Origin of the sequence: Streptomyces sp. NPDC051684, assembly GCF_044453445.1 — a bacterium.
In the GTDB taxonomy this organism is placed as follows: domain Bacteria; phylum Actinomycetota; class Actinomycetes; order Streptomycetales; family Streptomycetaceae; genus Streptomyces.
Genome location: NZ_JBITCS010000008.1, coordinates 64,778 through 89,041 on the forward strand (window position 1 = coordinate 64,778; position 24,264 = coordinate 89,041).

Here is a 24,264-nt window from a genome sequence, read left to right on the forward strand (position 1 = left end):
TCATCGAGAATCCTCACCCGAACGAGTGAGGGGTGCACCCGGTCTCCCGGATGCACCCCTCATCTGCGGCTTCGCGCGCCGTCTCACACGCCGGTGGTGTTACGCGCCGCGCAGCACCGCGCCCGTGCGCTCGGCGGCCAGCGCCACCGCGGTGTCGCGGGCGGCCGAGGCCTCGTCGGCCTTCAGCGTGCGGTCGCCGGCCCGGAAGCCCAGCGCGTAGGCGAGCGACTTCTTGTCGTCGCCGAGCTGCTCCGCGTTCTCGTACACGTCGAACAGCCGGATGGACTCCAGGAGTTCACCGGCGCCCTCGCGCAGCGCCCGCTCGACGTCGGCGGCCGGGACCGTCTTGTCGACGATCAGCGCGACGTCCTGCGTGGCGACGGGGAACGTGGAGATCCGCGGCGCGTCGAGCATGCCGGTGCCGGCCCGCTCCAGGACGTCGAGGTCCAGCTCCATCACGCAGGTGCGCTCGGGCAGGTTCATCGCCTTGACGACGCGCGGGTGCAGCTCACCGGCGTGGCCGACGAGCGTCTCCGTGCCGTCGATGTCGACGTAGAGGGCGGCGCAGCGGCCGGGGTGCCACGGCTCGTGCCGGTCGGCGCGGACCGTGAGCTCCGCGTGCGCCTCGCGGGCGAGGGTGCGCGCGGCCTCGACGGCGTCGGCCCAGTCGGCCGGACGGCCCTTGCCCCACCAGCCGGCCTGCTCGCGGGCGCCCGCGAGGACGACGGCGGCGCGGCGCGGCTGCGCGGGCAGCGCGGCGTTCAGACCGGCGATCTCCTCGTCGGTCGGGCGGCGGTCGACGGGGAGGCGAAGCGGGTCCGCCTCCTGCCCGGTCAATGGGGCCTCCCCTGCTCGAGCGGATTCGAGAGCTTGGGGAAGGAACACCAGGCCGGTCTCGAAGAGCGCCAGGTCGTGGCTGCCGCGGCCGTCGTTGCGGCGCAGCGCGTTCAGCAGGCCCGGCAGCAGCGTCGTGCGGAGCGCGGGCTCCTCGTCGTTGAGCGGGTTGATCAGCTTGACGACCGTGCGGCGGGCGTCGTCCGTCGCCAGGCCGAGCTGGTCGAAGACGCCCTCGCTCAGGAACGGGTAGTTGAGTGCCTCGACGTACCCGGCGCCGGCGAGCGCGCGGCCGACGCGGCGGTGCAGGCGCTGGCGCCCGGTGAGGCCGCGGCCCGCGGGGGGCTTGGGCAGCGTGGAGGGCAGGTTCTCGTAGCCCTCCAGGCGGATGACCTCTTCGGCCAGGTCGTTCGGGTCCGCGAGGTCGGGGCGCCAGGACGGCACGGTGACCGTCAGGGCGTCCTGCCCGTACACGTCGCAGCCGACCTCCTGGAGGCGGCGCACCACGGTCTCGCGGCCGTACGCCACACCCGCCACCTTGTCCGGGTGGTCGGCCGGGACGGTGATCGTGTGCGGCCCGGACGGGGCGACGACCTCGGTGACACCGGGCTCGGCGCGGCCGCCCGCGAGCAGCCCGAGCAGGTCGACGGCGCGCTGGGCGGCGGCCGACGCGGCCTGCGGGTCCACGCCGCGCTCGAAGCGCTTGGACGCCTCGGACGACAGCTTGTGGCGGCGAGCGGTGCGGGCGATGGAGACGGCGTCGAAGTGCGCGGCCTCGATGACGACATCGGTGGTGCTCGCGTCCGCCGCGTTTTCTGGGTGATCCGCGATCTCCGTGTTGGCGCCGCCCATCACACCGGCGAGGCCGATGGGGCCGCGCTCGTCGGTGATGACCAGGTCCTCGGCGTCGAGCTTGCGCTTGGTGCCGTCGAGGGTGGTGAGCTGCTCGCCCTGCTCGGCGCGGCGGACGCCGATCGCGCCCTGGACCAGGGAGCGGTCGTAGGCGTGCAGCGGCTGGCCGAGCTCCATCATCACGTAGTTCGTGACATCGACGGCGAGCGAGATCGGGCGCATGCCGACCTTCTGGAGGCGGCGCTGGAGCCAGATCGGCGAGCGGGCCTCGGGGGCCAGGCCGCCGACCGTGCGGGCCGTGAAGCGGTCGCAGCCGCGGCGGTCGGCGATCTGCACCGGGTAGCCGTCGGCGTTCGGCGTCGGGACGTCGATGAGGGCCGGGTCGCGCAGCGGCAGGCCGTAGGCGATGGCGGCCTCGCGGGCGACGCCGCGGATGGACAGGCAGTCGCCGCGGTTGGCGGTCACCGCGATGTCCAGCACCTCGTCGACCAGCTCGAGCAGCTCGATGGCGTCGGTGCCGACCTCGTGCTCGGGCGGCAGCACGATGATGCCGCCGCTGCCGTCGTCGCCCATGCCCAGCTCGTCGCCGGAGCAGATCATGCCGTGCGAGGTCTTGCCGTACGTCTTGCGCGCGGCGATCGCGAAGTCGCCGGGCAGGACGGCGCCCGGCAGGACCACGACAACCTTGTCGCCGACGGCGAAGTTCCGGGCGCCACAGACGATCTCCTGCGGCTCACCCGTGCCGTTGGCCTGACCGACGTCGACCGTGCAGAAGCGGATCGGCTTCTTGAAGCCCTCCAGCTCCTCGATGGTCTTGACCTGACCGACGACGAGGGGGCCCTTGAGGCCGGCGCCGAGCTGCTCGACCGTCTCGACCTCGAGCCCTGCGGACACGAGCTTGGCCTGCACGTCGCGGCCGGTCTCGGAGGCGGGGAGGTCGACGTACTCCCGCAGCCAGGAAAGCGGGATACGCATCAGATCTCCATCCCGAACGGCCGGGTGAAGCGCACGTCACCCTCGACCATGTCTCGCATGTCTTCGACGTTGTGGCGGAACATCAGCATCCGTTCGATGCCGAACCCGAAGGCGAATCCGCTGTACTTCTCGGGGTCCACACCGCAGGCGACGAGCACCTTCGGGTTGACCATGCCGCAGCCGCCCAGCTCGATCCAGCCCTCGGAGGAACAGGTGCGGCAGGGGCGGTCCGGGTTGCCGACGGACTCGCCGCGGCAGACGTAGCACACCATGTCCATCTCGGCGGACGGCTCGGTGAACGGGAAGAAGTTCGGGCGCAGCCGCGTCTTCATGCCCGGACCGAAGAGCGCCTGGACCATGTGGTCGAGGGTGCCCTTGAGGTCGGCCATGGTCAGGCCCTCGTCGATGGCGAGCAGCTCGACCTGGTTGAAGACCGGGGTGTGCGTGGCGTCCAGCTCGTCGGAGCGGTACACGCGGCCGGGGCAGATCACGTAGACCGGCGGCTCGCGGTCCAGCATGGAGCGGATCTGCACGGGCGAGGTGTGCGTGCGCAGCACGAGACCGGCCTCGTCGGCACCCTGCGCGGCCTCGGCGCCCTGGACGAAGAAGGTGTCCTGGGTGCCGCGGGCGGGGTGGTCCGGGCCGATGTTGAGCGCGTCGAAATTGAACCACTCGGCCTCGATCTCCGGGCCCTCGGCGACCTCGTAGCCCATGGCCACGAAGACGTCCTCGATGCGCTCGGAGAGCGTGGTCAGCGGGTGCCGGGCACCGGCCTGCGCGCGGTCGTAGGGCAGCGTGACGTCCACGGCCTCCTCGACCAGGACGCGCGCGTCGCGCTCGGCCTCCAGCTCGGCCTGGCGGGCGGCGAGGCCCCGGCCGACAGCGGCGCGGGCCTGGCCCACGAGCTTGCCCGCGGCGGCCTTGGCCTGCGGCGGCAGCGCGCCGATCTCGCGGTTGGCGAGCGACAGCGGCGACGTGCCGCCGGCGTGCGCGACCTTGGCCTCCTGAAGCGCCTCGAGCGAGTCCGCGGCGGCGAAGGCGGCGAGCGCCTCGTCCCGGACGCGCTCGATCTCTTCCGGTTTCAGTGCCTCGACCTCGACAGGGTCGTACGACTTGTTCGGTGCCGACATCTCTTCCCGTGCTTCCGATTGGCGTGGCTGATGGTCCCGCAGACGCGTTCGACGGCCGTCGAGTGGCGGGGACGCAAACGTGCCAAAGGACGAGTCTAACGGGGGTGCGGCGGGTGATTCGCCCGTGGTGCCCTGCGCTCAGCTGGTGAGATACGCGGGTGTGGCCACGGGCAACGTAAATCGGAACTCGGCGCCGCCGCCGGGCGCCCGGCCGACGGTGATCGTCCCGCCGTGGGCCTCCACGATGCCCTTGACGATGTAGAGCCCGAGACCCGTCCCGCCGCGCTTGCTGCCCCGCCAGAAACGGGTGAAGACGCGGTTCATGGACTCCTCCGGGATGCCGGGGCCCTCGTCGGACACGGTGACCGAGGTGCCGGTGGGCGTGGTGGGCTCTACGTCAATGGTGACGGTTCCCTCCCCGTGGCGCACGGCGTTTTCCAGCAAGTTGCTCAGCACCTGGTCGACCTTGTCCGGATCGGCCCACGGATCGGGCAGCGGATGCTTGACGCGCAGCAGGAACCGGTCGGCCGAGTGGCCCGACGCGACGTGTGCCTGGATGTGCCGGGAGACGGCCGCCGCGATGTCGACGGGCTGGCGGCGCAGTTCCAGCCGGCCGGAGTCGATGCGGGAGATGTCGAGCAGTTCGGCGATCAGCCGGGTCACCCGGTTCGCGTCGGCGTCGACCGTCTCCAGCATCAGCCGCTTCTGCTCGTCCGTGAACCGCTCCCACTTGGCGAGCAGCGTCGCGGTGAAGCCCTTGACCGAGGTCAGCGGGGAGCGCAGCTCGTGGGCGACGGTGGCGATCAGCTCGGCGTGGCTGCGTTCGGTACGTCGCCGGGCCTCCGTGTCCCGCAGCGAGACGACGACGCGGCGCACGGGCCCCGTCGGCCGGGCGCGCACGTAACGCGCGGTGACCAGGACCTCCCGGCCGCCCGGCAGCAGCAGGTTCCGCTCCGGCTGTCCGACCCGGGTGGCGAGCCCGCCGTACGGGTCGGTGAGCTGCCACCAGCGGCGGCCCTCGAGGTCCTCTAACGGCAGGACGCGGTCGAGCGGGGCGTCGAGGGCGGTGTCCGCGCGGACCGCGGTGATGCGCTGCGCTGCGGCGTTGAAGCAGATGACGCGGCCGTGCTCGTCCGCGACGACGAGGCCGTCGGGCAGGTCGTCGGGGTGCACGCCGAGCGCCGCGAGTCCGTCCGGACCGGACACGTCGGATCCGGTCAGGCCGCGTGGGCCGCTGCCGTTGACGACGCTCATCTCCCGCGCTCCCCCTCCCGGCGGTCGATCCGGAAGAGTCACCCTACTAGCCGGGAGTGACGGAACGGCACCCTCCGGGGGCACGCTGCGCACGCGCGGAGGCGTACAGGCACACGGCGGCGGCCGTGGCGAGGTTGAGGCTCTCGGCCTTGCCGTGGATGGGCACGCGCACGACGGCGTCAGCGAGTGCGCGGGTCTCCTCCGGCAGGCCCCAGGCCTCGTTGCCGAACACCCACGCGGTGGCGGCGCCCATGGCCCCCTGGTCCAGCTCGGCGTCGAGGTCGTCGTCCCCCGCCCCGTCGGCGGCGACGATCCGGACCCCCGCCTCCTTGAGCCCGGCGACGGCCTCCTCGACGGGTACGCCGACGGCGACCGGCAGATGGAAGAGGGACCCGACGGAAGCCCGTACGGCCTTGGGGTTGTACAGATCCACGGAGGCGTCGGTCAGCACGACGGCCTCGGCGCCCGCGGCGTCGGCGCACCGCAGCACGGTCCCGGCGTTCCCGGGGTCGCGCACGTGCGCGAGGACGGCGACGAGCTTGGGCCGCGCCGCGAGGATCTCCTCGAACGGCGTGTCCAGGAACCGGCACACGCCGACGAGCCCCTGCGGGGTGACGGTGGTCGAGATCTCCCCGATCACGCCCTCCTCGGCGAGGTGCACCCGGGCGCCCGCGTCCCTGGCCTCCCCGACGATGTCGGCGTAGCGCTCCGCGGCGTCGACGGTCGCGAACATCTCGACGAGCCCGCCGTGCGCGGCGGCTTCCCGCACGGACTGCGGCCCCTCCGCGAGGAACAGCCGCTCCTTCCCCCGGAAGTTCCGCTTGGCCAGCCGGCGCGCGGCGCTCACGCGGGGCGACTTGGGTGAGATCAGCTCGGGCGTTGCGACCATGCGCCTAACTTTCAGCAGGATGACGGAGTTGGGGCCTGAGGAACGGTTGCACGGCACCGCACGGGGCTCCGCCCCGGACCCCGCGCCTCAATCGCCGGCGGGGCTTGAGCAGCCGGGGTCCGGGGCAGGAGCCCCGTGCGGTGCGGCATGCGGTGACGGGCCGGAACAACGTGGGACCCGCAAGCCAACCGGCTTGCGGGTCCCACGTCACATGCGGCTCAGCGGAGCGTTCACGCAGCCTTGGGCGCGTTCACGTCGGCCGGAAGCGCCTTCTGCGCGACCTCGACGAGGGCGGCGAACGCGTTGATGTCGTTCACGGCCAGCTCGGCCAGCATCTTGCGGTCCACCTCGATGTTGGCGGCCTTCAGACCCTGGATGAGGCGGTTGTACGTCATGCCGTTCTGGCGGGCAGCGGCGTTGATGCGCTGGATCCACAGCTGACGGAAGTCGCCCTTGCGCTTCTTGCGGTCGTTGTAGTTGTAGACCAGGGAGTGGGTGACCTGCTCCTTGGCCTTGCGGTACAGACGCGAACGCTGACCGCGGTAGCCGCTGGCCTGCTCGAGGATCGCCCGACGCTTCTTGTGCGCGTTCACCGCGCGCTTGACGCGTGCCACTGTTAACTCCTTGTAGCGGGGCCGGGGTTGTCTTCACCCGGCCCGAATTCGATTGGGTCCCGGTCTAGCCGACGTACGGGGCGCTGACGCGCCCGTACATCACTTGCCGAGAAGCTTCTTGATCTTCGCGGCGTCGCCCGGGGCCATCTCGGCGTTGCCGGTGAGGCGACGCGTCACGCGGGACGACTTGTGCTCGAGCAGGTGGCGCTTGCCGGCGCGCTCGCGGAGCACCTTGCCGGAGCCGGTGATCTTGAAGCGCTTGCTGGCACCGCTGTGCGACTTGTTCTTCGGCATGGCGCCGTTCTCTCCTCGTCAGTGCCGTTCCCGGCCGGTCCGTGCGTGGCGCGAACCGGCCGTGGTGGAACGTCAGTTGTGTCAGTTGGTATCCGTGACGCACAGGCTGTGCGCCGCACGGATCATGCCTCGGCCGGAGCCTCGGCGGGGGTCTCGGCGACGTCCTCGTCGGCCTGCTCCTCGGCGGCGTTCTGCGAACGTCCCGGGTTGGCCTTCGCGTCGGCCTTGCGAGCGGCCTGAGCCTCTCGGGCCTCGGCCATCGCCTCGGTCTTCTTCTTGTGCGGACCGAGGACCATGATCATGTTTCGGCCGTCCTGCTTCGGGTTCGACTCGATGAACCCGAGGTCCTGGACGTCGTTCGCGAGACGCTGCAGCAGTCGGAAGCCGAGCTCCGGCCGGGACTGCTCGCGACCACGGAACATGATCGTGATCTTGACCTTGTCGCCCTGCTTGAGGAACCGGACGACGTGACCCTTCTTGGTGTCATAGTCGTGCGGGTCGATCTTCGGCCGGAGCTTCATCTCCTTGATGACCGTGTGCGCCTGGTTCTTGCGCGCCTCACGGGCCTTCATGGCCGACTCGTACTTGAACTTCCCGTAGTCCATGAGCTTGCATACGGGCGGACGGGCGTTCGCCGCCACCTCGACCAGGTCGAGGTCGTACTCCTGAGCAAGCTCAAGGGCCTTGGCAAGCGGAACAATCCCGACCTGCTCGCCGCTGGGACCGACAAGTCGCACTTCGGGAACGCGAATCCGGTCGTTGATGCGGGGCTCGGCGCTGATGGATCCTCCTCGGTAGCACCACACGACGGCCTGGCGGACCGCCGCGTACATTTGTGACGTAAGTACCAACCGCGCCGACACACAAAAAATGCCCCGGACGGTACACAGGCAGGGCTCCAAGGAATACCGGAGCACCGCCACGGTGAACCGCGGGGCGCAATATCGGACGGTTCCGTCGTCCGTACGGAACGACGGGGACCGTCTGACCGGTGACCCACCGCCCTGGTCGGGCGGTCAGGTGGGAGATCGGAGCCTCCACTTGTGGGCCGGTCACTGTGTCCCCGAGTACATCGAGGACATGGCTTCCGGCCGGTCGTTACACAAGGTTAGCAGGACTTGGGGGGTGCGCCCAATCGAGTGCGCGCGACATATCGTGGGGCCCATGAGTGACGCGACCCCCGCAACCGACAACCCCGACTACGACGCGCTGACCCGCGACATCGCCGAGGTGCCCGCCGTAGAAGTCATCGTGACGGTCGCGGTGAACCTGATGAGCGCCGCCGCGGTGAAGCTCGGGCTCACCGAGGAGGGCGACGCCCACAAGGACCTCGACGAGGCGCGGAAGCTGATCCACGCCCTGGCGGGCCTGCTCGACGGCAGCGCGACGGAGATCAGCTCCTTCCACGCCGCCCCTCTGAAGGACGGCCTGAAGTCGCTCCAGCTCGCGTTCCGCGAGGCCTCGGTCGTGCCGGACGAGCCGGGCAAGGGCCCGGGCGAGAAGTACACGGGCCCCGTGTACGGCTGACCTTCCGAAGGGCCACGTACGTCGTACGTGGCCCAGTTCACTGACGTACGTAGAGGGGCTCGCCCGGCGGCGTCGCCTCGGTCGGCAGGAGTGCCAGATCGAGGCCGCGCACCAGGCGGGCCCTCAGTGTTTCGTCGGCGGCGATGCGCGCGGCGACGGCCTGGGCCGTGGCCTGGACGTCGGCGCCGGCGTCGACGACCAGGGCCAGGGTGCCGTCCGAGGGGCCGGGGCCCAGGTGGGCGCGGGCCACGGACGGCTCGGCGGCGACGGCCGCGCGCGCCGCCTCCCGGACCGCCGGGTCGGCGAGCGGGTCGGCGTCGGTGCGGCCCTCCGCAAGGGCGTACAGGGCCGGTCCCGTCAGTTCGTAGGGGACGGGGCCCGCGACGTCGAGGACGACCGTGTCCGCCTTCTCGTGGGCGGCGGCCTGGAGCGCCTGGTGCAGCGGGACGGCCACCGGGCGGGCCTCGGGGTCCCACAGGGCGAGCGAGGCGATCGAGGTGAAGGCCGGGAGCGCCTTGCGGCCCGCGGCCTTCAGCGTCGGGACCGCCATGTCCGACGTCTTCTCGCGGCGCAGCCCGTTCTCGTCCTCCTCGACCTCGCCGAGCACGGCGACCACGGGGACCAGCAGCCGGGTGTCCTTGAGCGCGGCCAGGACCGGGCCGTGCGCCGTGCGGTCCCGCGACCACGCGGCCAGGGCCTCCGTCAGGCGCGGGTCGGCCGTACCGTCGTCGCCGGAGAAGCCGGGGTCGGGAATGTTCTTGTTCGCCACGTTCACCGAGCCTACCGAGCGGGCGCGGCCGGATTCTCAGCGGACCCTGAGACGCTGTTTCGCCACGAACGCTGCCGGGTCTCGCACGCCGCAGCCACCGAGAGGAGCTCCACGACCGTGGACAAGGACGCCGAGCTGGCCGAGGCCGTGAAGGCGGCGGCACAGGGGCACGACGGCGAGGTGTCCGTGGCCGTGCACGACGAGACGAGCGGGAGCGGCGCCTCGTACGCCTCGGGGGACGGGACGTACGACACCGCGAGCATCGTGAAGGTCGACGTGTTGGCCGCGCTGCTGCTGCGAGCGCAGGACGAGGGGCGGGCGCTGACCGCACAGGAGCGGGCGTACGCCGCCGCGATGATCGAGAACAGCGACAACGACGCGACGACCGCGCTGTGGGACGAGCTGGGCCGGGCGGCCGGGCTCGACGCGGCGAACGAGCGGCTCGGGCTCGACGGGACCAGCGGCGGCGACGGCCCGCTGTGGGGGCTCACGCAGACCACCGCGCCCGATCAACTCGCCCTGCTCAAGCAGGTGTTCGGGGTCGGCGACGGGCTCGCACTGAGCAAGGAGTCGCGGGCGTACGTCCAGGGGCTCATGGGCAACGTGGCGAGCGACCAGGCGTGGGGCGTGTCCGCGGCCGGGGACGGCGGTGCCGCGCTGAAGAACGGGTGGCTGCGGCGCAGCACCACGAGCCTGTGGGTCATCAACAGTGTCGGACGCGTGACCGTCGACGGCCGCTCGTACCTGGTGGCCGTCGTCTCCCACGGGAGCGCCACCAGGGCCGCGGGCGTCGACCTCGTCGAGGCCGTGGCGAAGGCGGCCGTGCCGGTGGTCAGCGGCGGCGCGTGAGGCGGTGGCCGCGCCACAGGTAGCCGGCCGCGCCGAGCAGCAGCACCCCGACGGCCCCCGCGAGCGTCCCCGCCCAGGCGGCGAGGGAACCGTCGGACTCGTCGTCGGGCCCGGGGCCGAAGTACTTCGAGCCGTACGAGGCCGGGGTCAGGCGCTGCGGTTTCAGTTTCGCGCCCGCGGTGATCGCGGCGGCCGGGTCGACGAGACCGAAGCCGCGGGAGTCGTCGCGGCCGCCCGAGGGCGGGTCGTCGGCCGTGTCCTCCATGAGCTTCTTGATCTGCGCGGGGGTCAGGCCCGGGTGGGCGGCGCGGACCAGGGCCACGGCGCCGGACACGAACGCGGAGGCGGCGCTCGTCCCCCACGCCGAGTAGTACTTGCGGTCCGGATCGGCCGTGACGATGTTCCGGCCGGGCGCGGCGACGGAGGCGTACCAGCGGCGGGTGGAGAACGAGGCGCGGGCACCGGTCGAGTCGACGGCCGTGGCGGTGATGACGCCGGGGTACGCGGCCGGGTACGAGGCGCGGTCGCCCTGCTCGCCGCCGTTGCCCGCGGAGGCGACGACGGAGACGCCCTTCTTCAGCGCGTACTGGACGGCGGCGTCCTCGCCGGCCTCGGGGTGCGCGGTGTTCGAGTCGTCGCCGAGGGAGAGGTTGATGACGTCGGCGCCGTGGTCGGCGGCCCAGCGGATGCCGTCGGCGAGGGCGTTGCCGCGGGACTCGCGGGCCTTCGAGCGGGACGGGTCGCCGTCCTCCAGGATCACCCGGACCGGCAGGATCTTCGCCTGCGGGGCGACGCCCATGACGCCGTCGCCGTCGCCCTTGCCGTGCCCGTGGCCCGCGATGACGCCGGCGATGGCGGTGCCGTGCCGGGCCCAGGGGCGGTCACCGCGCTCGGCGCCGAAGCCGATGAGGTCCTTGCCGGGCAGCACGCTGCCCTTGAGGTCCGGGTGCTCGTCGTCGACGCCCGTGTCCAGGACGGCGACCGTGACGCCCTTGCCGCGCGTCGTCTTCCAGGCCTCGTCGGTGTGCAGCGCCGTGAGGCCCCACTGCTGGGCGCGGACCGAGTCGGCGTGGGCGGCGGTCGAGGGGAGCAGCGCGAGGACGGCCGCGGTGCCGATCGCGGCGATCGTGTGCTGACGCTTCATGGCGGCTACTGCTCCGAGTCCCGGTCCGCGGTGTTCTTGACCGTCTTGCGCAGGTCGCGTTCGATCCGGTCGGCGACGCCCTGCGCGTCGTGGCCGAGGCCCGCCTGGGCGGGGGCGCTGGTGGCGCCGGGCTTCATGGCGTCGGCGGCGGGTTGCGGCTCGCTGACGGTGCGGCCGTCGGCGAAGCCGGAGACCGCGTAGACGACGACGGGGGCGTCGGTCAGGATGCTGATCGCCCAGGACGCGCGCTGGCGGTCACCGAAGCCGGCGGCGAGGGTGCCCTTGGCGGCGTAGGGCCGGGGCATGAGGTCGTCGCGCCGGTCCAGGCCCTGCTCCATGAAGCGGGAGCGCAGCGCCTGGGTGGCCTCCGCGTCCGCCTTGGTGAACATCAGGCCGACCGTGGTGACGCCGCTCTGGGTGGCGTCGGTGTACGTGGCGCGCAGCAGGCGCAGGCAGCCGGCCGAGCGCAGCGCCTTGTGCAGCAGCGGGTCGAAGGCGTCCGTGCAGGTCGCGTCGGGGGCGACGGCTATCCGGGTCCAGGTGCGGTCGGCCCGGCCGGGGCCGGCACCCTCGCCCTTGAGCGTGCGCGGGAACAGTTCGTCGACGGGGACGCCGTGCCAGAGCTGGCCCGCCTCGCGGTAGGCGGTCTGCACGGACGGGGGGCCGCTGTCGTCGCCGGTGAGCAGGGAGCCGGTGGTGGCGCCGCCGAGGAGGCCGAGGCCGAGCACGAGGCAGGCCGCGATGGCCGCGGTGCGGGGCTTCAGGCGGGCGCCGACGGGGCGCAGCAGCGTGGTGCTGTCGTCGTAGTGGTCGGGGCGGGCCAGCCGCACGAAGGGCCGGCCGGCCGTTTCCGGGTGGGGGGTGAGGTCGACCGCGCCTATGGGGCGGCGGGTGGGTTGCGGTGGGGTGGGGGGCATCGGTGGGACCGTGGGCGGCACCGGAGGTGCGGTCGCGGGGCTCTGCCCCGGGCCCCGCTGCTCAATCGCCGCAGGGGCTCGATGATTCCCGTCCGGCACCGGACGCAATCGGGTCGTGGACTCGGTCGGCGCCTCCGGTGGGAGGGGGGTGCCCGTCGACGCGGGCTTCGCGTCCGGGAGGCGGGTCGACGGGGACGGGGGCGGGGGCGTGGAGGGCAACGGTGGGGCCGTGGGGGGAAGTTCGGTGGGCTGTGGTGGGGTCGAGGGGCGCGGCGGGACGCGCCGGGCTTCCGTGCTCATGCCTCCCCCGTTTCCTCAGCCTGCGTGCGCGTCACTCTAACGGGCGCGACCAGGTCAACGCGTACCGCGCACACGGGATCGACCGATCCATCACCATCCGTCCCCCTACCCTGCGGTAATCCTGTCTGGCAGGCTTCGGCCATGACACCGCGCGCCGCCGATCGGGCCCGGTACGACCGGGCCACCGCTCATCTCGACGCCCCACTGGCGATCGTGGACCTGGACGCGTTCGACGCCAACGCCGACGACCTGGTGCGCCGGGCCGGGGGCAAGCCGATCCGCGTCGCCAGCAAGTCCGTGCGCTCCCGCGCCCTGTTGGAACGGGTGCTCGCGAGGCCGGGCTTCGCCGGGATCATGTCGTTCACCCTCGCCGAGTCGCTGTGGCTCGCGCGCTCCGGGTTCGACGACGTGCTCCTCGCCTATCCCTCCGCCGACCGGACCGGGTTCGCGGAGCTCGCGCACGATCCGAAGCTGGCCGCGGCCGTGACCGTGATGGTCGACGATCCGGCGCAGCTCAGGCTGATCGAGGGCGCGCGGGACGGCGGCCGGGAGGAGATCCGGGTCTGCGTCGAGCTGGACACCTCGTGGCGCACGCTCGGCGGCCGGGTCCGGGTCGGCGCGCTGAGGTCGCCGCTGCGTACACCCTCCCAACTCGCGGACCTGGCCCGCGTCGTGACCCGCCGACCGGGCTTCCGGCTCGCGGGGATCATGGCGTACGAGGGGCATGTCGCCGGTGTCGGTGACTCGCTCGCGGGGCGTCCTGTGCGCTCGCGGGCGATCCGGCTGATGCAGGCGGCCGCCCGCAAGGAGCTGGCGGTGCGGCGGGCCGAAGTGGTGCGGGCCGTGCGGGCCGTGGCGCCCGATCTGGAGTTCGTGAACGGGGGCGGCACGGGGAGCGTGCAGCACACGGCGGCGGAGGCGGCCGTGACCGAGATCGCGGCGGGCTCGGGCCTCTACGTGCCGCGGCTCTTCGACAACTACACGTCGTTCACGGGACGTCCGGCCGCGCTGTTCGCGCAGCCCGTGGTGCGCAGGCCGGGCGTCGGTGTCGTCACCGTGCTCGGCGGCGGCTATCCGGCCTCGGGCGCGGCGGGCGGCGACCGGCTTCCGGTGCCGTATCTGCCGGAGGGGCTGCGCTACGACGCGCAGGAGGGTCCGGGCGAGGTACAGACGCCGCTGCTGGGCTCGGCCGCGGACGACCTGCTGATCGGGGACAAGGTGTGGTTCCGGCACGCGAAGGCCGGGGAGCTGTGCGAGCGGTTCGAGACGCTTCGGCTGGTGTCGGGCGACCGGGTCGTGGAGACCGTGCCGACGTACCGGGGCGAGGGCTACACGTTCCTGTAGGCCCCGCCCCGTACGGCTGTCCGCTGTCCGTGATCCGTTATCCGTGGATGGAGTCGAGCTGGTCGGGGACGACCGAACCGTCGTCCCTGAGCAGCGGGCCGAAGCCGCCCTCCGGCTTGTTGTGGCCGGCCGTGGAGCACGGGTACGTGCCCGACTTCTGCGGCAGCGGCTCGATGAACATCGGGTTGGCGACCCAGCGTCCGTCGGCGTTGTCGTAGGCCCGGCACATGATCTCGGGCTTGTTGCGGTTGAGGACGAGGTGCGCGCCGGTCGCGTCGCCGACGAAGGTCACGTCGGTGTCGGCGTCGCCGCCGCCGAGCGCGATGCGCTTGTTCCAGCGCTGCTTCTCCCAGGCCGACTTCCCCTTGATGTGGAAGATGTCCTGGTTGATCCAGCAGCGCTTGCCGTCGATGTACGGGATGGCCTCGCCCTGGTTCACGCCGACGCCGCCGCAGCCCGTGTTGTAGGTGGTGATGCGGCCCTCGCGGTCGAGGACCGAGCGGATGGCGATGGTGTGCTTGCGGTCGATGCCGACGCTCTTCGACCAGACCTCGGTGACCGGCTCGGACCCGGCCGACACGATGTAGACGTCGAAGCCGGCCCGCTGGAGCGTACGGATGAGGTCGCGCTGCTGCTCGTAGTAGCGCACATAGCCGGGGATGGTGTGCGTGCCCAGCTTCTGCGTGGCCCCGACGGGCGCGGCGAGTGCCTCGGCGCGGGCCGCGGCGGCGTACGACTCCAGTTCGGGGACGGTGTGGCCCGCGAACAGCTGCGGCACCCAGGCGTACTGGGGCACGGTGCGGCGGTGGTTCCACTCGCCCGCGAAGGCGGCGGCGCCGCTCATCGTCTTGCCGGACTCACGGATGTTGAAGATCTCGTCCGTGCAGTCGGTGTCCGTGGAGGTGGGCAGCGGGGCGCCGACGGGGACGGCCGTGCCGCAGGCGGCGGTGAGTGCCTTGTCGGCGTCGTCGGTCATCCACTTGCTGGTCTTCTTCCAGCTCGCGGGCCGCAGGATCTTGTCGTGCTTCAGCGACCAGGCGATGGTCGCGTCGGTGACGTCGTTCTTGCTGACGGTGTTGTCCCAGTCGAAGGCGGCGACGGGACGCGGGCCCTTGTGCCCGCCGCAGATTCCCCGCTCGTCGATCATGCGCTGGAGCTTGGCCCGGTTCTGGCCGTACCAGGGCAGTTTCGTCGACAGCTGGGGGCACTTGGCGGCGGTGGGCCGTGCGGACGTGGCGGCGGCCGCGGGTGTGGTGAGGCTCGCGGCCGCCATGAGGGCGGCGGCCGCGACCGAGGTCCACGCGGCAACATGTCTGTTACGCATGTGAGTGGACCGTACACGCGTGAGCGGCTCGCTCACAGGGTTCTCACACCGGTGTCACGTACGCGCCGGAGATCCCGCCGTCGACCAGGAAGTCGGTGGCGTTCACGAACGCCGCGTCATCGCTGGCGAGGAAGGCGACGGCCGCCGCGATCTCCGTTGCCTCGGCGAACCGGCCGACCGGGATGTGCACGAGTCGGCGCGCCGCGCGCTCCGGGTCCTTGGCGAACAGCTCTTGCAGCAGCGGGGTGTTGACCGGCCCCGGGCACAGCGCGTTGACCCGGATGCCCTCCCGGGCGAACTGCACGCCCAGCTCCCGGGACATGGCGAGGACGCCGCCCTTGGACGCGGTGTACGAGATCTGTGAGGTCGCGGCGCCCATCCGGGCCACGAACGACGCCGTGTTGATGATGGAGCCCCTCCCCTGGCGCCGCATGTAGGGGATGGCCGCCTTGCAGCACAGGTACACGGAGGTCAGGTTGACGTCCTGGACGCGCTTCCAGGCCTCCAGGCCGGTGTCGAGGATCGAGTCGTCGTCGGGCGGCGAGATGCCGGCGTTGTTGAAGGCGATGTCGACGCTGCCGCAGGTGTCGTACGCGGTCTTGAACAGCGCCTCGACCTGCTCGGCGTCGGTGACGTCGACCTGGACGAAGGTGCCGCCGACGTCCTCGGCCGCCTTCTTGCCCGCGCTCTCGTCGATGTCGCCGCAGACGACGTGGGCACCCTCGGAGGCGAGGCGGCGCGCGGTGGCGAGGCCGATGCCGCTGCCTGCGCCGGTGATGACGGCGGTGCGGCCGACGAGGCGGCGGCAGACGATCTCTTCGCTCGTGTGGTTCTCAGGCATGTGGTTCTCAGGCCTCCGTGCTGATGAAGACGTTCTTGGTCTCGGTGAAGGCGGCGAGGGCGTCGGGGCCGAGTTCGCGGCCGAGTCCGGACTGCCCATGGCCGCCGAACGGGGTCCAATAGCGCACCGCGGAATGCGAGTTGACGGACAGGTTCCCGGCGCGGACGCCCTGGGAGACGCGCAGCGCGCGGCCCACGTCGCGGGTCCAGATCGAGCCGGAGAGCCCGTAGTCGGTGGCGTTCGCGAGCCGCACGGCGTCCGCCTCTTCGTCGAAGGGGAGGACGACGGCGACCGGGCCGAAGACCTCCTCGACGGCCGCGCGGGCGTCGGGGGCGGCGCCGGTGAGGACGGTCGGCGGGAACCAGAAGCCGGGGCCCTGCGGAGCCGCGCCCCTGATGGCGGGCTCGCACAGCGGGACGTAGGAGCGCACCCGCTCCAGCTGTGCCTGCGAGATGAGCGGCCCCATCTGCGTCTTCTCGTCGGACGGATCGCCGACGACGACCGATTCGACGGCCGGGGCGAGCAGCTCCAGGTACCGCTCGTACACGGACCGCTGGACGAGGATACGGGTGCGGGCGCAGCAGTCCTGCCCGGAGTTGTCGAGGAACGACATGGGGGTGGCGAGGGCCGCGGCGTCGACGTCCGCGTCGGCGAACACGATGTTCGGGCTCTTGCCGCCGAGTTCGAGGGTCACGCGCTTCACGCGGTCGGCGCACTTGGCCATGACCTGCTTGCCGACGCGGGCGGAGCCGGTGAACACGATCTTGGCGACGCCGGGGTGCTCGACGAGGGCGTCCCCGGCGACCAGGCCCTCCCCCGGCAGCACCTGGAACAGTCCGTCTGGGAGCCCGGCCTCCAGGGCGAGTTCGGCGAGCCGCAGGGCGGTCAGCGGGGTCGTCTCGGCGGGCTTGAGGAGCACCGCGTTGCCCGCCGCGAGGGCCGGGGCGGTGCCCCAGGCGGCGATCGGCATCGGGAAGTTCCACGGCGCGATGACACCGACCACGCCGAGCGGTTCGAGGAACGTGACGTCGAGTCCGCCGGCGACCGGGATCTGCCGCCCGTTCAGCCGCTCGACGCCCCCGGCCGCGTACTCAAGGAGATCGCGTACGTTGCCGGCCTCCCAGCGGGCGTTGCCGATGAGGTGGCCGGCCTCGCGGACCTCCAACTGGGCGAGTTCTTCGAGGTGTTCGTCGACGGCCGCGGCAAAGCGGCGCAGCAGCCGGGCCCGGTCGGCGGGGGCGACCGCCGCCCAGGCACGCTGGGCGCCGGTGGCTCGGGCGACGGCGGCGTCGACGTCCTCGCGGGTGGCGGACGGGACGGTGGCCACGAGCTCTTCCGTGGCCGGGTTCAGTACGTGCAGCAAAGCGCTCCCTTTCACAGCCGCTCGAATCCCCGGCGGAGTTCCCAGTCGGTCACGGCGGCGTCGTACGCGTCGAGCTCGACGCGCGCCATGTTGCGGTAGTGGGCGACGACCTCGTCCCCGAACGCGGCCTTGGCGAGCGGGCTGTTCTCCCAGAGCTCGGCGGCCTCGCGCAGGGTGGCGGGGACGTGCGCGTAGTCGGCGGTGTAGGCGTTCCCGGCGCAGGCCTCGGGCAGCTCCAGCTTGTTCTCGACGCCGTACAGGCCCGCCGCGACGAGTCCGGCGACGGCGAGGTACGGGTTCACGTCGCCGCCGGGCAGCCGGTTCTCGAAGCGGGTCGAGCGGCCGTGGCCGACGACGCGCAGCGCGCAGGTCCGGTTGTCGTGGCCCCAGGCGACGGCGGTCGGCGCGAAGGAGCCGGGTTGGAACCGCTTGTAGGAGTTGATGTTCGGCGCGTAGAGGAGGGAGAAGTCGCGCAGCGCGGCGAGCTGCCCGGCGAGGAACTGCCGCATGACCTCGGACATGCCGTGTCCGCCGGGACCGGCCATGACGTTCACACCGTCGGCGTCGGCGAGCGAGAGATGGATGTGGCAGGAGTTGCCCTCGCGCTCGTTGTACTTGGCCATGAAGGTGAGCGAGCAGCCCTCCTGCGCGGCGATCTCCTTGGCGCCCGTCTTGTAGATGGCGTGCTGGTCGCAGGTGGCGAGGGCCTCGGCGTAGCGGAAGGCGATCTCGTGCTGCCCGGGGTTGCACTCCCCCTTGGCGGACTCGACGGTGAGGCCCGCGCCCGCCATCTCGTTGCGGATGCGGCGCAACAGCGGCTCGATGCGGCCGGTGCCGAGGACGGAGTAGTCGATGTTGTACTGATTCGCGGGGGTGAGCCCCCGGTAGTTCGCGTCCCAGGCCTGCTCGTACGTGTCCTTGAAGACGATGAACTCGAGTTCGGTGCCGACCTGGGCGGTGAGCCCGAGCTCGGCGAGGCGCTCCAGCTGGCGGCGCAGCACCTGCCGGGGCGCGGCGACGACCGGGGAGCCGTCGTCCCAGGCGAGGTCGGCGGTGAGCATGGCGGTGCCCGCGTTCCAGGGGACGCGGCGCAGGGTGGACAGGTCGGCGTGCATGGCGAAGTCTCCGTATCCACGCTCCCACGAGGACATCGCATAGCCGTCGACGGTGTTCATCTCGGTGTCGACGGCGAGCAGGTAGTTGCAGCCCTCCGTGCCGTGTTCGAGGACCTCGTCGACAAAGAAGCGGGCGGCGAAGCGTTTGCCCTGGAGGCGGCCCTGCATGTCGGGGAACGCCAGGACCACGGTGTCGATCTCTCCGCTGCTGACGAGGGCGTGCAGCTCCTCCACGGTCAGCGGGGATGTGCGGTCTGCCACGGGAAGATCCTCCTCAGGTCAACCGGAACCACAACGTAATCGCCGGGCCGCCACCAGGGAAGCAGCCACGGTGCACGCCGAGTGGACACTGCCCCGGTGGCGCTGCCCGCATGCTGAACGCCCCGGTGGACGCGCTGTGTGATCTCGTACGCTCGGGTGCTCGGGACGTACGGCATCGGGGAACGGCATCGGGGAGCGCGACACCATGGTGAGCAGGCCACTGATCGGCATCAGCACCTACCTGGAGAACAAGGCCAGTTGGGGCATCTGGGAGCTGCCCGCGGCGCTGCTGCCCGTCGGCTACCCGCGGCTGGTGCAGCAGTCGGGCGGCCTCGCCGCGATGGCGCCCCCGGACGACCCGAAGCACGCGCCGTCGGTGGTGGCCCGGCTCGACGGAGTGATCGTGGCGGGCGGCCCCGACGTGGACCCCGGCCGGTACGGCGCGGAGCGCGACCCGCGCACGGGGCCGGCCGCGACGGAGCGGGACACGTGGGAACTCGCCCTGATCCGGGCCGCGTTGACGTCCGGCACGCCGCTGCTGGGCATCTGCCGCGGCATGCAGCTGCTCAACGTCGCGCTCGGCGGCACGCTCACGCAGCACATCGAGGGGCACGTGAAGGAGACGGGCGTCTTCGGCACCCACACCGTCACCCCGGTGCCGGGCACGCGCTACGGCGACCTCGTCCCGGAGCCCACCGAGGTTCCGACCTACCACCACCAGGCGGTCGACCGGCTCGGCAGGGGCCTGGTCGCCTCGGCCCACGCGGACGACGACACGGTCGAGGCGGTCGAACTCCCCGGCATGTCCTGGGTGATGGGCGTGCAGTGGCACCCCGAGATGGGCGAGGACGCGCGGGTCACGGAAGGTCTGGTACGGGCAGCGGGTACGCCGCACGGCTTCTGAGCCGGGCCGTCAGCCAGTCCAGGGCGGCGTCGCCCTGCGCCTTCTGGAAGGGCCGGAGGGTGGGCAGGCCCGGCGGGGCGGGGCGGGCCGCGTGCTCCAGGAAGAACCCGGCGAGCGCGGCGAGCGTCCGCGTGACGCCCTCCGGGTCGGCCGCGCGCCCGAGCGGATGCCCCGCAAACACGTCCTCGGGGTCGGGCCCGCCCTGCGCCCTGACACACGGCAGCATGAGCAGCAGGTCGAACCAGGCGGCGGCGCGCACGACGTGCGGCCAGTCGACGAAGACGACACCGTCCGGCGTGAGCAGCATGTTGTCGGCGCGCAGATCGGCGTGCGCGAGCGTGTCACCGGAGGCGAACCCGCCCCAGGGCGCGGCGAGTTCGGCGATCCACTCAGCATTGCGGACGGCCCACGGGTCGAGCCCGGCATCCCCCACCCGCCCCTCGTCGAGCAACACCCGCCACCCGTTGAAGCGCTCGCCGAGCTCCTCACCGACGGCGCGGGCGGAGAACGGGGCAGGCGTAAGAACCCTGGCCAGCTCCCCCACACCCGCCAGCACCCGCACCAACTCCGCCTCCCGCCACGGCACATGGGGCTGCCGCCCGACCACGTCCTCGAAGGCGAGGGCGACCCAGGTCCCGTCGTCGTACACCCCGAGCAGCCGCGGAGCGGGCACCCCGGCGGGCAGCGCCGCGGCGTTCCTTGCCTCCCGCCGATGGAACGCGGGGCTGAGCGCATTCACCTCGGCACTGACGGCCTTCACGAACGCCCGCCGCCCATCGGCAAGCACCACCCGCACTGCGACACCGGGCGAGAATCCCCCGTCCTGCGTCACGGCCTCCACGACGCCCGCCCCCAACACTTCCTCGACCCCGACACGAACGGGCCCGGGGAGGGCACTCCAGGGGTGGCGCACACCGACGGCGACAGGCGCTGAGGACATGCCCCGATCGTGACGCCAACGACCGGGGGCCGCCACCGAGTTTCCATCCAGCCGGGCGCCCATTTCAGGCGCTCTCGGCGGCAAGCATCCACAAATCAAGCCGCTGCGGCGATTGAGCAGCGGGGCCCGGGGCAGAGCCCCGCGACCGGGCCCCGGATCGAGCTCAACCGGACCGGGTGAGCGACAGCAGGTCCCGCGCAGGGCCCACCGGCCGGTGCCCGGTCGTCCACACCGCCCGCAACTCCCGCGCAAGCTCCGCCCCCTCCAGCGGAATCTCCACGAGCCGCCGCGCCGCCAGCTCCTCCCCCACCGCCAACTCGCTCAGCACGGAGGGCCCCGCCCCGCTCACCGCCGCCGACTTCACCGCGGTCGTCGACGACAACTCGATCAACGGCCGCGCCAAGCCGCCGAGCGCGGCGTCCAGCACCTGCCGCGTTCCCGACCCCTCCTCCCGGAGGATGAGCGGCGTCGCCGCCAACTCCCCCGCCGCCAACGACTTCCGCCGCCGCGCCCACGGATGCCCCGGCGCCACCACCACGATCAGCCGATCGTGCGCGATGACCGCCGAGTCGAGCCCCGCGGGCACCGCGACCCCCTCCACGAACCCGAGGTCCGCCTCCCCACCGAGGAGCCGCTCCGCGACTGCCGTCGAGTTCCCCGCGAGCAGCGACACCGCCGTGTCGGGCCGCTCCGCGCGCAGCGCGATCAGCCAGCGCGGCAGCAGATACTCGGCGATCGTCATGCTCGCCGCCACCCGCAGCCGCGAGTCTCGCCGGTCCCGCAGCGCGGACGCCCCCGCGTCGAACTGCTCGGCCGCCTCCACGATGGGCCGCGCCCAGTCCGTGACGAGCGCCCCGCTGTCGGTGAGCCGGGAGCCGCGCGGCGACCGGTCGACGAGCGCGAGCCCGAGCTGCCGCTCCATCGACCGGATCCGGCTGCTCGCGGCGGGCTGCGTGATGCCGAGCGCACGGGCCGCCGCGCCGAGACTGCCGAGGCGGGCCACCGCGAGGAGCAGTTGCAGCGCGCCGAGTTCGGGCACGCGGTGCGCGAGCCCCGCGTCCGGCGCCTGCTCCGTGGTCCCTGTCTGCTCCTGGCTCATAAGGGCAGGTTATGCCCTCATAGCGAGATCGTCCCTGGTGGGGGCCAAGGTCCGGAGGGACCGTAGGACCATGGTCACCGCCGCCCACCCCGCGTCCCGTCCCCTCGCCCTTCCCACCACCGGCATCCGCGCCGCCGTCCGGCAGCTCGGCCCGAACTGGTACGCCTCCGTGATGGGCACCGCGATCATCGCCAACGCCGGCGCGACGCTGCCGGTCCGCTTCACCGGCCTGCGCACCGCCCTCACGGTGATGTGGGCCCTGTCGTTCGTGCTGCTCCTCGTCCTCCTCGGCGCTCGCGCCCTGCACTGGACGCACCACCGCGACCGGGCCAGGGAGCAGCTGCTCGACCCGACGGCGGCGCCGTTCTACGGCTGCCTGTCGATGGCGCTCCTCGCGGTGGGCGCGGGAACGGTGCTCGTGGGACAGGACTGGATGGGCCTCGACGCGGCGATCGCCGTGGACGTCGTGCTGTTCACGGCGGGCACGGTCATCGGGCTCCTCGCGGCGGTCGCCATCCCGTATCTGATGGTGGTCCGGCATCGCATCGCCGCGGACGAGGCCTCCCCGGTGTGGCTGCTGCCGGTCGTCGCGCCGATGGTGTCGGCGGCGGTGGGCCCGCTCCTCGTACCGCACCTGCCGGCCGGGCAGGCGCAACAGACCCTGCTGATCGCCTGCTACGCCATGTTCGGCCTGAGCCTGCTCGCGACCCTGGTCATGCTGCCGGTGATCTTCGCGCGGCTCGTCACCGCGGGCCCGCTGCCCCTGCTGCTGACCCCGACGCTGTTCCTGGTGCTCGGCCCACTGGGCCAGTCGACGACCGCGACCAACAAGTTCGCCGACGTCGCGGGCGGCGTGCTCCCCGCCTCGTACGCCGACGGTTTCACCGCGTTCGCCGTGCTGTACGGGGTCCCGGTGCTGGGCTTCGCCCTGATGTGGCTGGCGCTCGCCCTCGCGATGGTGCTGCGGGCGCGCCGCCGGGGCATGGGCTTCGCGATGACGTGGTGGGCGTTCACCTTCCCGGTCGGCACCTGTGTGACCGGCGCGGAGGGCCTGGGCAAGCACACGGGCCTCGCCGTGTTCGACGGCCTCGCGGTCGTCCTCTACGTGGGGTTGGTGGCGGTCTGGGTCGTCGCCGCGGTCCGCACGGCACGCGGGGTCCTCGGCGGGCGGCTCCTGGCGGCACCGTGCTGATGGCGGTCGACCGTCCGCCGCCCTCGGGCCTCCGCCCCGGACCCCGAGCCTCAAACGCCGGCGGGGCTGGAAAGATCGGGGCTCCGCCCCGGACCCTGCTGCTCAATCGCCGCAGGGGCTTGAGCTGGCCACCGCCACCAGCACCCCCGCCGCCTCCGCCAACGACGGTCCGTACCAGGTGAGATGGCGGCCGCTGACCAGTGCGGTCGGGCCCTCGAAGCACTCCGGGCCGTCGTCCGCCGTGAAGCGGTACGGCTCGTCCGGGAGGACCACCACGTCCGGCTGCCGGGCCCGGAGTTCGTCGAGCGTGACCCGCGGGTAGCGCTCGGCATGCCCCGCGTACACGTTGTCGACGCCGAGCCGGGCCAGGAGGTCCCCGGCGAAGGTGTCACGGCCGAGCACCATCCAGGGCCGACGCCAGATCGGCACGACGGCCGTCAACCGGCGTTCCGGCAGCGGCACTTGGGCCCAGGCGGCCTCCGCCTCGTCCAGCCATCGCGGCCGCGCCACGGCCCCGCAGGCCCGCAGCATCCGGTCCAGCTCCCGTACGGCCTGCGGCAGTTCGCGCACCTGGGTGACCAGCACCTCGACGCCCGCCGCGCGCAGTTCGGCAAGGTCTCCCGGCCGGTTCTCCTCCTCGTTGGCGACGACCAGGTCCGGGCGCAGTGCGAGGACCGCGCGGACGTCGGGGTTCTTGGTGCCGCCGATCCGGGGCACGTCGAGGTCCGCCGGATGCGTGCACCAGTCGGTCGCTCCGACGAGCACACCGGGCAGGGTCACGGCGACGGCCTCCGTCAGGGACGGCACGAGCGAGACGACGCGCACGACCGCGGGGCCTACTTCGGGCCCGGCTCGTCGACCGCGTCGATGTGCTCGGCGACGGCCACGACGACCACGCGCGCGTCCGGCACGGTCGCCCGCCACCGGTGCCGCACGCCACCGGTCAGATACAGGGTGTCACCGCGGACCAGCCGGTACGCGCGCCCCTCCGCCTCGACCTCGACCGCGCCCTCCGTCACATGCATCAGCACGTCGTTGCGGAGCTGGAACTCGCGGCCCGGATCGTGGTCGCCGACGAACTCCTGGGCGTGCATCTGGTGGTGGCCGCGGACCAGGGACCGTACGACGTCGTCCGCGCCGCTCTCCACGGACGTGTCGTCCGCGCGCACCAGATCCACGGTGCGGGCCGGGTCGGCGGCGGCGAGCAACTCGACGGCGGTCGTGCCGAGCGCGTCGGCGACCTTCTCCAGGGAGCGGCGGCTGGGCCGCGCCCGCTCGTTCTCGACCTGGCTGAGGAAGGGCACCGACAGGCCGCTGCGCTCGGCGACGGCCGACAGCGTCAGCTCGAGGGAACGACGGCGGCGCCGGACGGCCGCGCCCACGCGAAGTGATTCCTTGTGTTCGTCCACGACACCCGCTCCCTCCCGCCGGTCGCCCTGTGCGTTTCCCGGTTCATCATCCGCCCGGTTCGTTTGAATGCACCCTACGCATGTTCACCCCGCTGTTTCATGTGAGCGCCGGAAACGCCGTGAG

Annotated in this window: 23 protein-coding genes; 5 read left to right on the forward strand and 18 right to left on the reverse strand. The window is 72.5% G+C overall.

The window, feature by feature from the left end:
* Positions 1–99: 99 nt before the first annotated feature.
* The 7 genes from pheT to infC form a co-directional block, all read right to left on the reverse strand.
* The gene (pheT, locus tag ACIA8D_RS12135; protein ID WP_399231185.1) at positions 100–2,661 is read right to left on the reverse strand and encodes a phenylalanine--tRNA ligase subunit beta; all 2,562 of its coding nucleotides are present in this window, start codon (positions 2,659–2,661) and stop codon (positions 100–102) included.
* Complete coding sequence (gene pheS, locus ACIA8D_RS12140) at positions 2,661–3,791, reverse strand: phenylalanine--tRNA ligase subunit alpha (RefSeq protein ID WP_399231186.1); 1,131 nt, start codon at positions 3,789–3,791, stop codon at positions 2,661–2,663. The genes pheT and pheS overlap by 1 nt, the downstream gene beginning before the upstream one ends.
* Positions 3,792–3,929: 138 nt before the next feature.
* Complete coding sequence (locus tag ACIA8D_RS12145; RefSeq protein ID WP_399231189.1) at positions 3,930–5,045, reverse strand: ATP-binding protein; 1,116 nt, start codon at positions 5,043–5,045, stop codon at positions 3,930–3,932.
* 46 nt (positions 5,046–5,091) lie between these two features.
* On the reverse strand, positions 5,092–5,934 hold the full coding sequence (locus ACIA8D_RS12150; RefSeq protein ID WP_399231191.1) for a TrmH family RNA methyltransferase: 843 nt from the start codon (positions 5,932–5,934) through the stop codon (positions 5,092–5,094).
* Positions 5,935–6,164: 230 nt separating this feature from the next.
* Entirely contained in the window at positions 6,165–6,548 is a 384-nt protein-coding gene (rplT, locus tag ACIA8D_RS12155) for a 50S ribosomal protein L20 (protein WP_266721589.1), read from the reverse strand.
* A gap of 99 nt (positions 6,549–6,647) precedes the next feature.
* A complete protein-coding gene (gene rpmI, locus ACIA8D_RS12160) occupies positions 6,648–6,842 on the reverse strand; it encodes a 50S ribosomal protein L35 (protein WP_003977225.1) in 195 nt (64 codons plus the stop codon).
* A 122-nt stretch (positions 6,843–6,964) separates the two neighbouring features.
* Positions 6,965–7,675 carry a translation initiation factor IF-3 gene (gene infC, locus ACIA8D_RS12165; protein ID WP_399231193.1) on the reverse strand — a complete coding sequence of 237 codons (711 nt, stop codon included), beginning with the start codon at positions 7,673–7,675 and terminating at the stop codon, positions 6,965–6,967.
* Positions 7,676–8,006: 331 nt separating this feature from the next.
* On the opposite strand from infC, the gene ACIA8D_RS12170 reads away from it, so the two are divergent.
* Positions 8,007–8,369 carry a DUF1844 domain-containing protein gene (locus ACIA8D_RS12170; protein ID WP_385759727.1) on the forward strand — a complete coding sequence of 121 codons (363 nt, stop codon included), beginning with the start codon at positions 8,007–8,009 and terminating at the stop codon, positions 8,367–8,369.
* 37 nt (positions 8,370–8,406) lie between these two features.
* On the opposite strand, the gene ACIA8D_RS12175 is transcribed toward ACIA8D_RS12170, so the two are convergent.
* Entirely contained in the window at positions 8,407–9,138 is a 732-nt protein-coding gene (locus ACIA8D_RS12175) for an SseB family protein (protein WP_399231195.1), read from the reverse strand.
* A gap of 117 nt (positions 9,139–9,255) precedes the next feature.
* On the opposite strand from ACIA8D_RS12175, the gene ACIA8D_RS12180 reads away from it, so the two are divergent.
* On the forward strand, positions 9,256–9,987 hold the full coding sequence (locus ACIA8D_RS12180; protein ID WP_399231197.1) for a serine hydrolase: 732 nt from the start codon (positions 9,256–9,258) through the stop codon (positions 9,985–9,987).
* Here ACIA8D_RS12180 and mycP read toward each other — a convergent pair.
* Together mycP and ACIA8D_RS12190 are read right to left on the reverse strand one after the other, a co-directional pair.
* On the reverse strand, positions 9,971–11,131 hold the full coding sequence (gene mycP / locus ACIA8D_RS12185) for a type VII secretion-associated serine protease mycosin (protein WP_399231199.1): 1,161 nt from the start codon (positions 11,129–11,131) through the stop codon (positions 9,971–9,973). The genes ACIA8D_RS12180 and mycP overlap by 17 nt on opposite strands.
* A gap of 5 nt (positions 11,132–11,136) precedes the next feature.
* Entirely contained in the window at positions 11,137–12,048 is a 912-nt protein-coding gene (locus tag ACIA8D_RS12190) for a hypothetical protein (protein ID WP_399231201.1), read from the reverse strand.
* Between the two features lie 441 nt (positions 12,049–12,489).
* On the opposite strand from ACIA8D_RS12190, the gene ACIA8D_RS12195 reads away from it, so the two are divergent.
* A complete protein-coding gene (locus tag ACIA8D_RS12195) occupies positions 12,490–13,692 on the forward strand; it encodes an amino acid deaminase/aldolase (protein ID WP_399231203.1) in 1,203 nt (400 codons plus the stop codon).
* A gap of 37 nt (positions 13,693–13,729) precedes the next feature.
* On the opposite strand, the gene ACIA8D_RS12200 is transcribed toward ACIA8D_RS12195, so the two are convergent.
* The 4 genes from ACIA8D_RS12200 to ACIA8D_RS12215 are packed head-to-tail and all read right to left on the reverse strand — an operon-like array spanning position 13,730 to position 18,596.
* Entirely contained in the window at positions 13,730–15,016 is a 1,287-nt protein-coding gene (locus ACIA8D_RS12200) for a haloacid dehalogenase-like hydrolase (protein WP_399231205.1), read from the reverse strand.
* 43 nt (positions 15,017–15,059) lie between these two features.
* Complete coding sequence (locus tag ACIA8D_RS12205) at positions 15,060–15,857, reverse strand: 3-oxoacyl-ACP reductase (protein ID WP_399231207.1); 798 nt, start codon at positions 15,855–15,857, stop codon at positions 15,060–15,062.
* Positions 15,858–15,864: 7 nt separating this feature from the next.
* Positions 15,865–17,220, reverse strand: a complete 1,356-nt coding sequence (locus ACIA8D_RS12210; RefSeq protein ID WP_399231209.1) for an aldehyde dehydrogenase family protein — start codon at positions 17,218–17,220, stop codon at positions 15,865–15,867.
* An 11-nt stretch (positions 17,221–17,231) separates the two neighbouring features.
* Positions 17,232–18,596: a glutamine synthetase family protein gene (locus tag ACIA8D_RS12215; protein ID WP_399231212.1), complete on the reverse strand. Its 1,365-nt coding sequence runs from the start codon at positions 18,594–18,596 to the stop codon at positions 17,232–17,234.
* Positions 18,597–18,801: 205 nt separating this feature from the next.
* Between ACIA8D_RS12215 and ACIA8D_RS12220 the strand changes: the two genes are divergently transcribed.
* A complete protein-coding gene (locus tag ACIA8D_RS12220) occupies positions 18,802–19,500 on the forward strand; it encodes a gamma-glutamyl-gamma-aminobutyrate hydrolase family protein (protein WP_399231215.1) in 699 nt (232 codons plus the stop codon).
* Here ACIA8D_RS12220 and ACIA8D_RS12225 read toward each other — a convergent pair.
* Together ACIA8D_RS12225 and ACIA8D_RS12230 are read right to left on the reverse strand one after the other, a co-directional pair.
* A complete protein-coding gene (locus tag ACIA8D_RS12225) occupies positions 19,454–20,440 on the reverse strand; it encodes a phosphotransferase family protein (RefSeq protein ID WP_399231217.1) in 987 nt (328 codons plus the stop codon). The two genes, ACIA8D_RS12220 and ACIA8D_RS12225, sit on opposite strands and share 47 nt — an antisense overlap.
* 163 nt (positions 20,441–20,603) lie before the next feature.
* Positions 20,604–21,539, reverse strand: a complete 936-nt coding sequence (locus tag ACIA8D_RS12230; protein WP_399231219.1) for a LysR family transcriptional regulator — start codon at positions 21,537–21,539, stop codon at positions 20,604–20,606.
* Between the two features lie 70 nt (positions 21,540–21,609).
* Here ACIA8D_RS12230 and ACIA8D_RS12235 point away from each other — a divergent pair, with 70 nt between their 5' ends.
* On the forward strand, positions 21,610–22,731 hold the full coding sequence (locus ACIA8D_RS12235) for a TDT family transporter (RefSeq protein ID WP_399231221.1): 1,122 nt from the start codon (positions 21,610–21,612) through the stop codon (positions 22,729–22,731).
* 102 nt (positions 22,732–22,833) lie between these two features.
* Here the strand turns inward: ACIA8D_RS12235 and ACIA8D_RS12240 are convergent, their stop codons facing one another.
* Together ACIA8D_RS12240 and ACIA8D_RS12245 are read right to left on the reverse strand one after the other, a co-directional pair.
* Positions 22,834–23,556 carry a helical backbone metal receptor gene (locus ACIA8D_RS12240; RefSeq protein WP_399231223.1) on the reverse strand — a complete coding sequence of 241 codons (723 nt, stop codon included), beginning with the start codon at positions 23,554–23,556 and terminating at the stop codon, positions 22,834–22,836.
* 11 nt (positions 23,557–23,567) lie between these two features.
* Positions 23,568–24,140, reverse strand: coding sequence for a helix-turn-helix domain-containing protein (locus ACIA8D_RS12245; protein ID WP_399231225.1), 573 nt, complete (start codon positions 24,138–24,140; stop codon positions 23,568–23,570).
* Positions 24,141–24,264 lie beyond the last annotated feature (124 nt).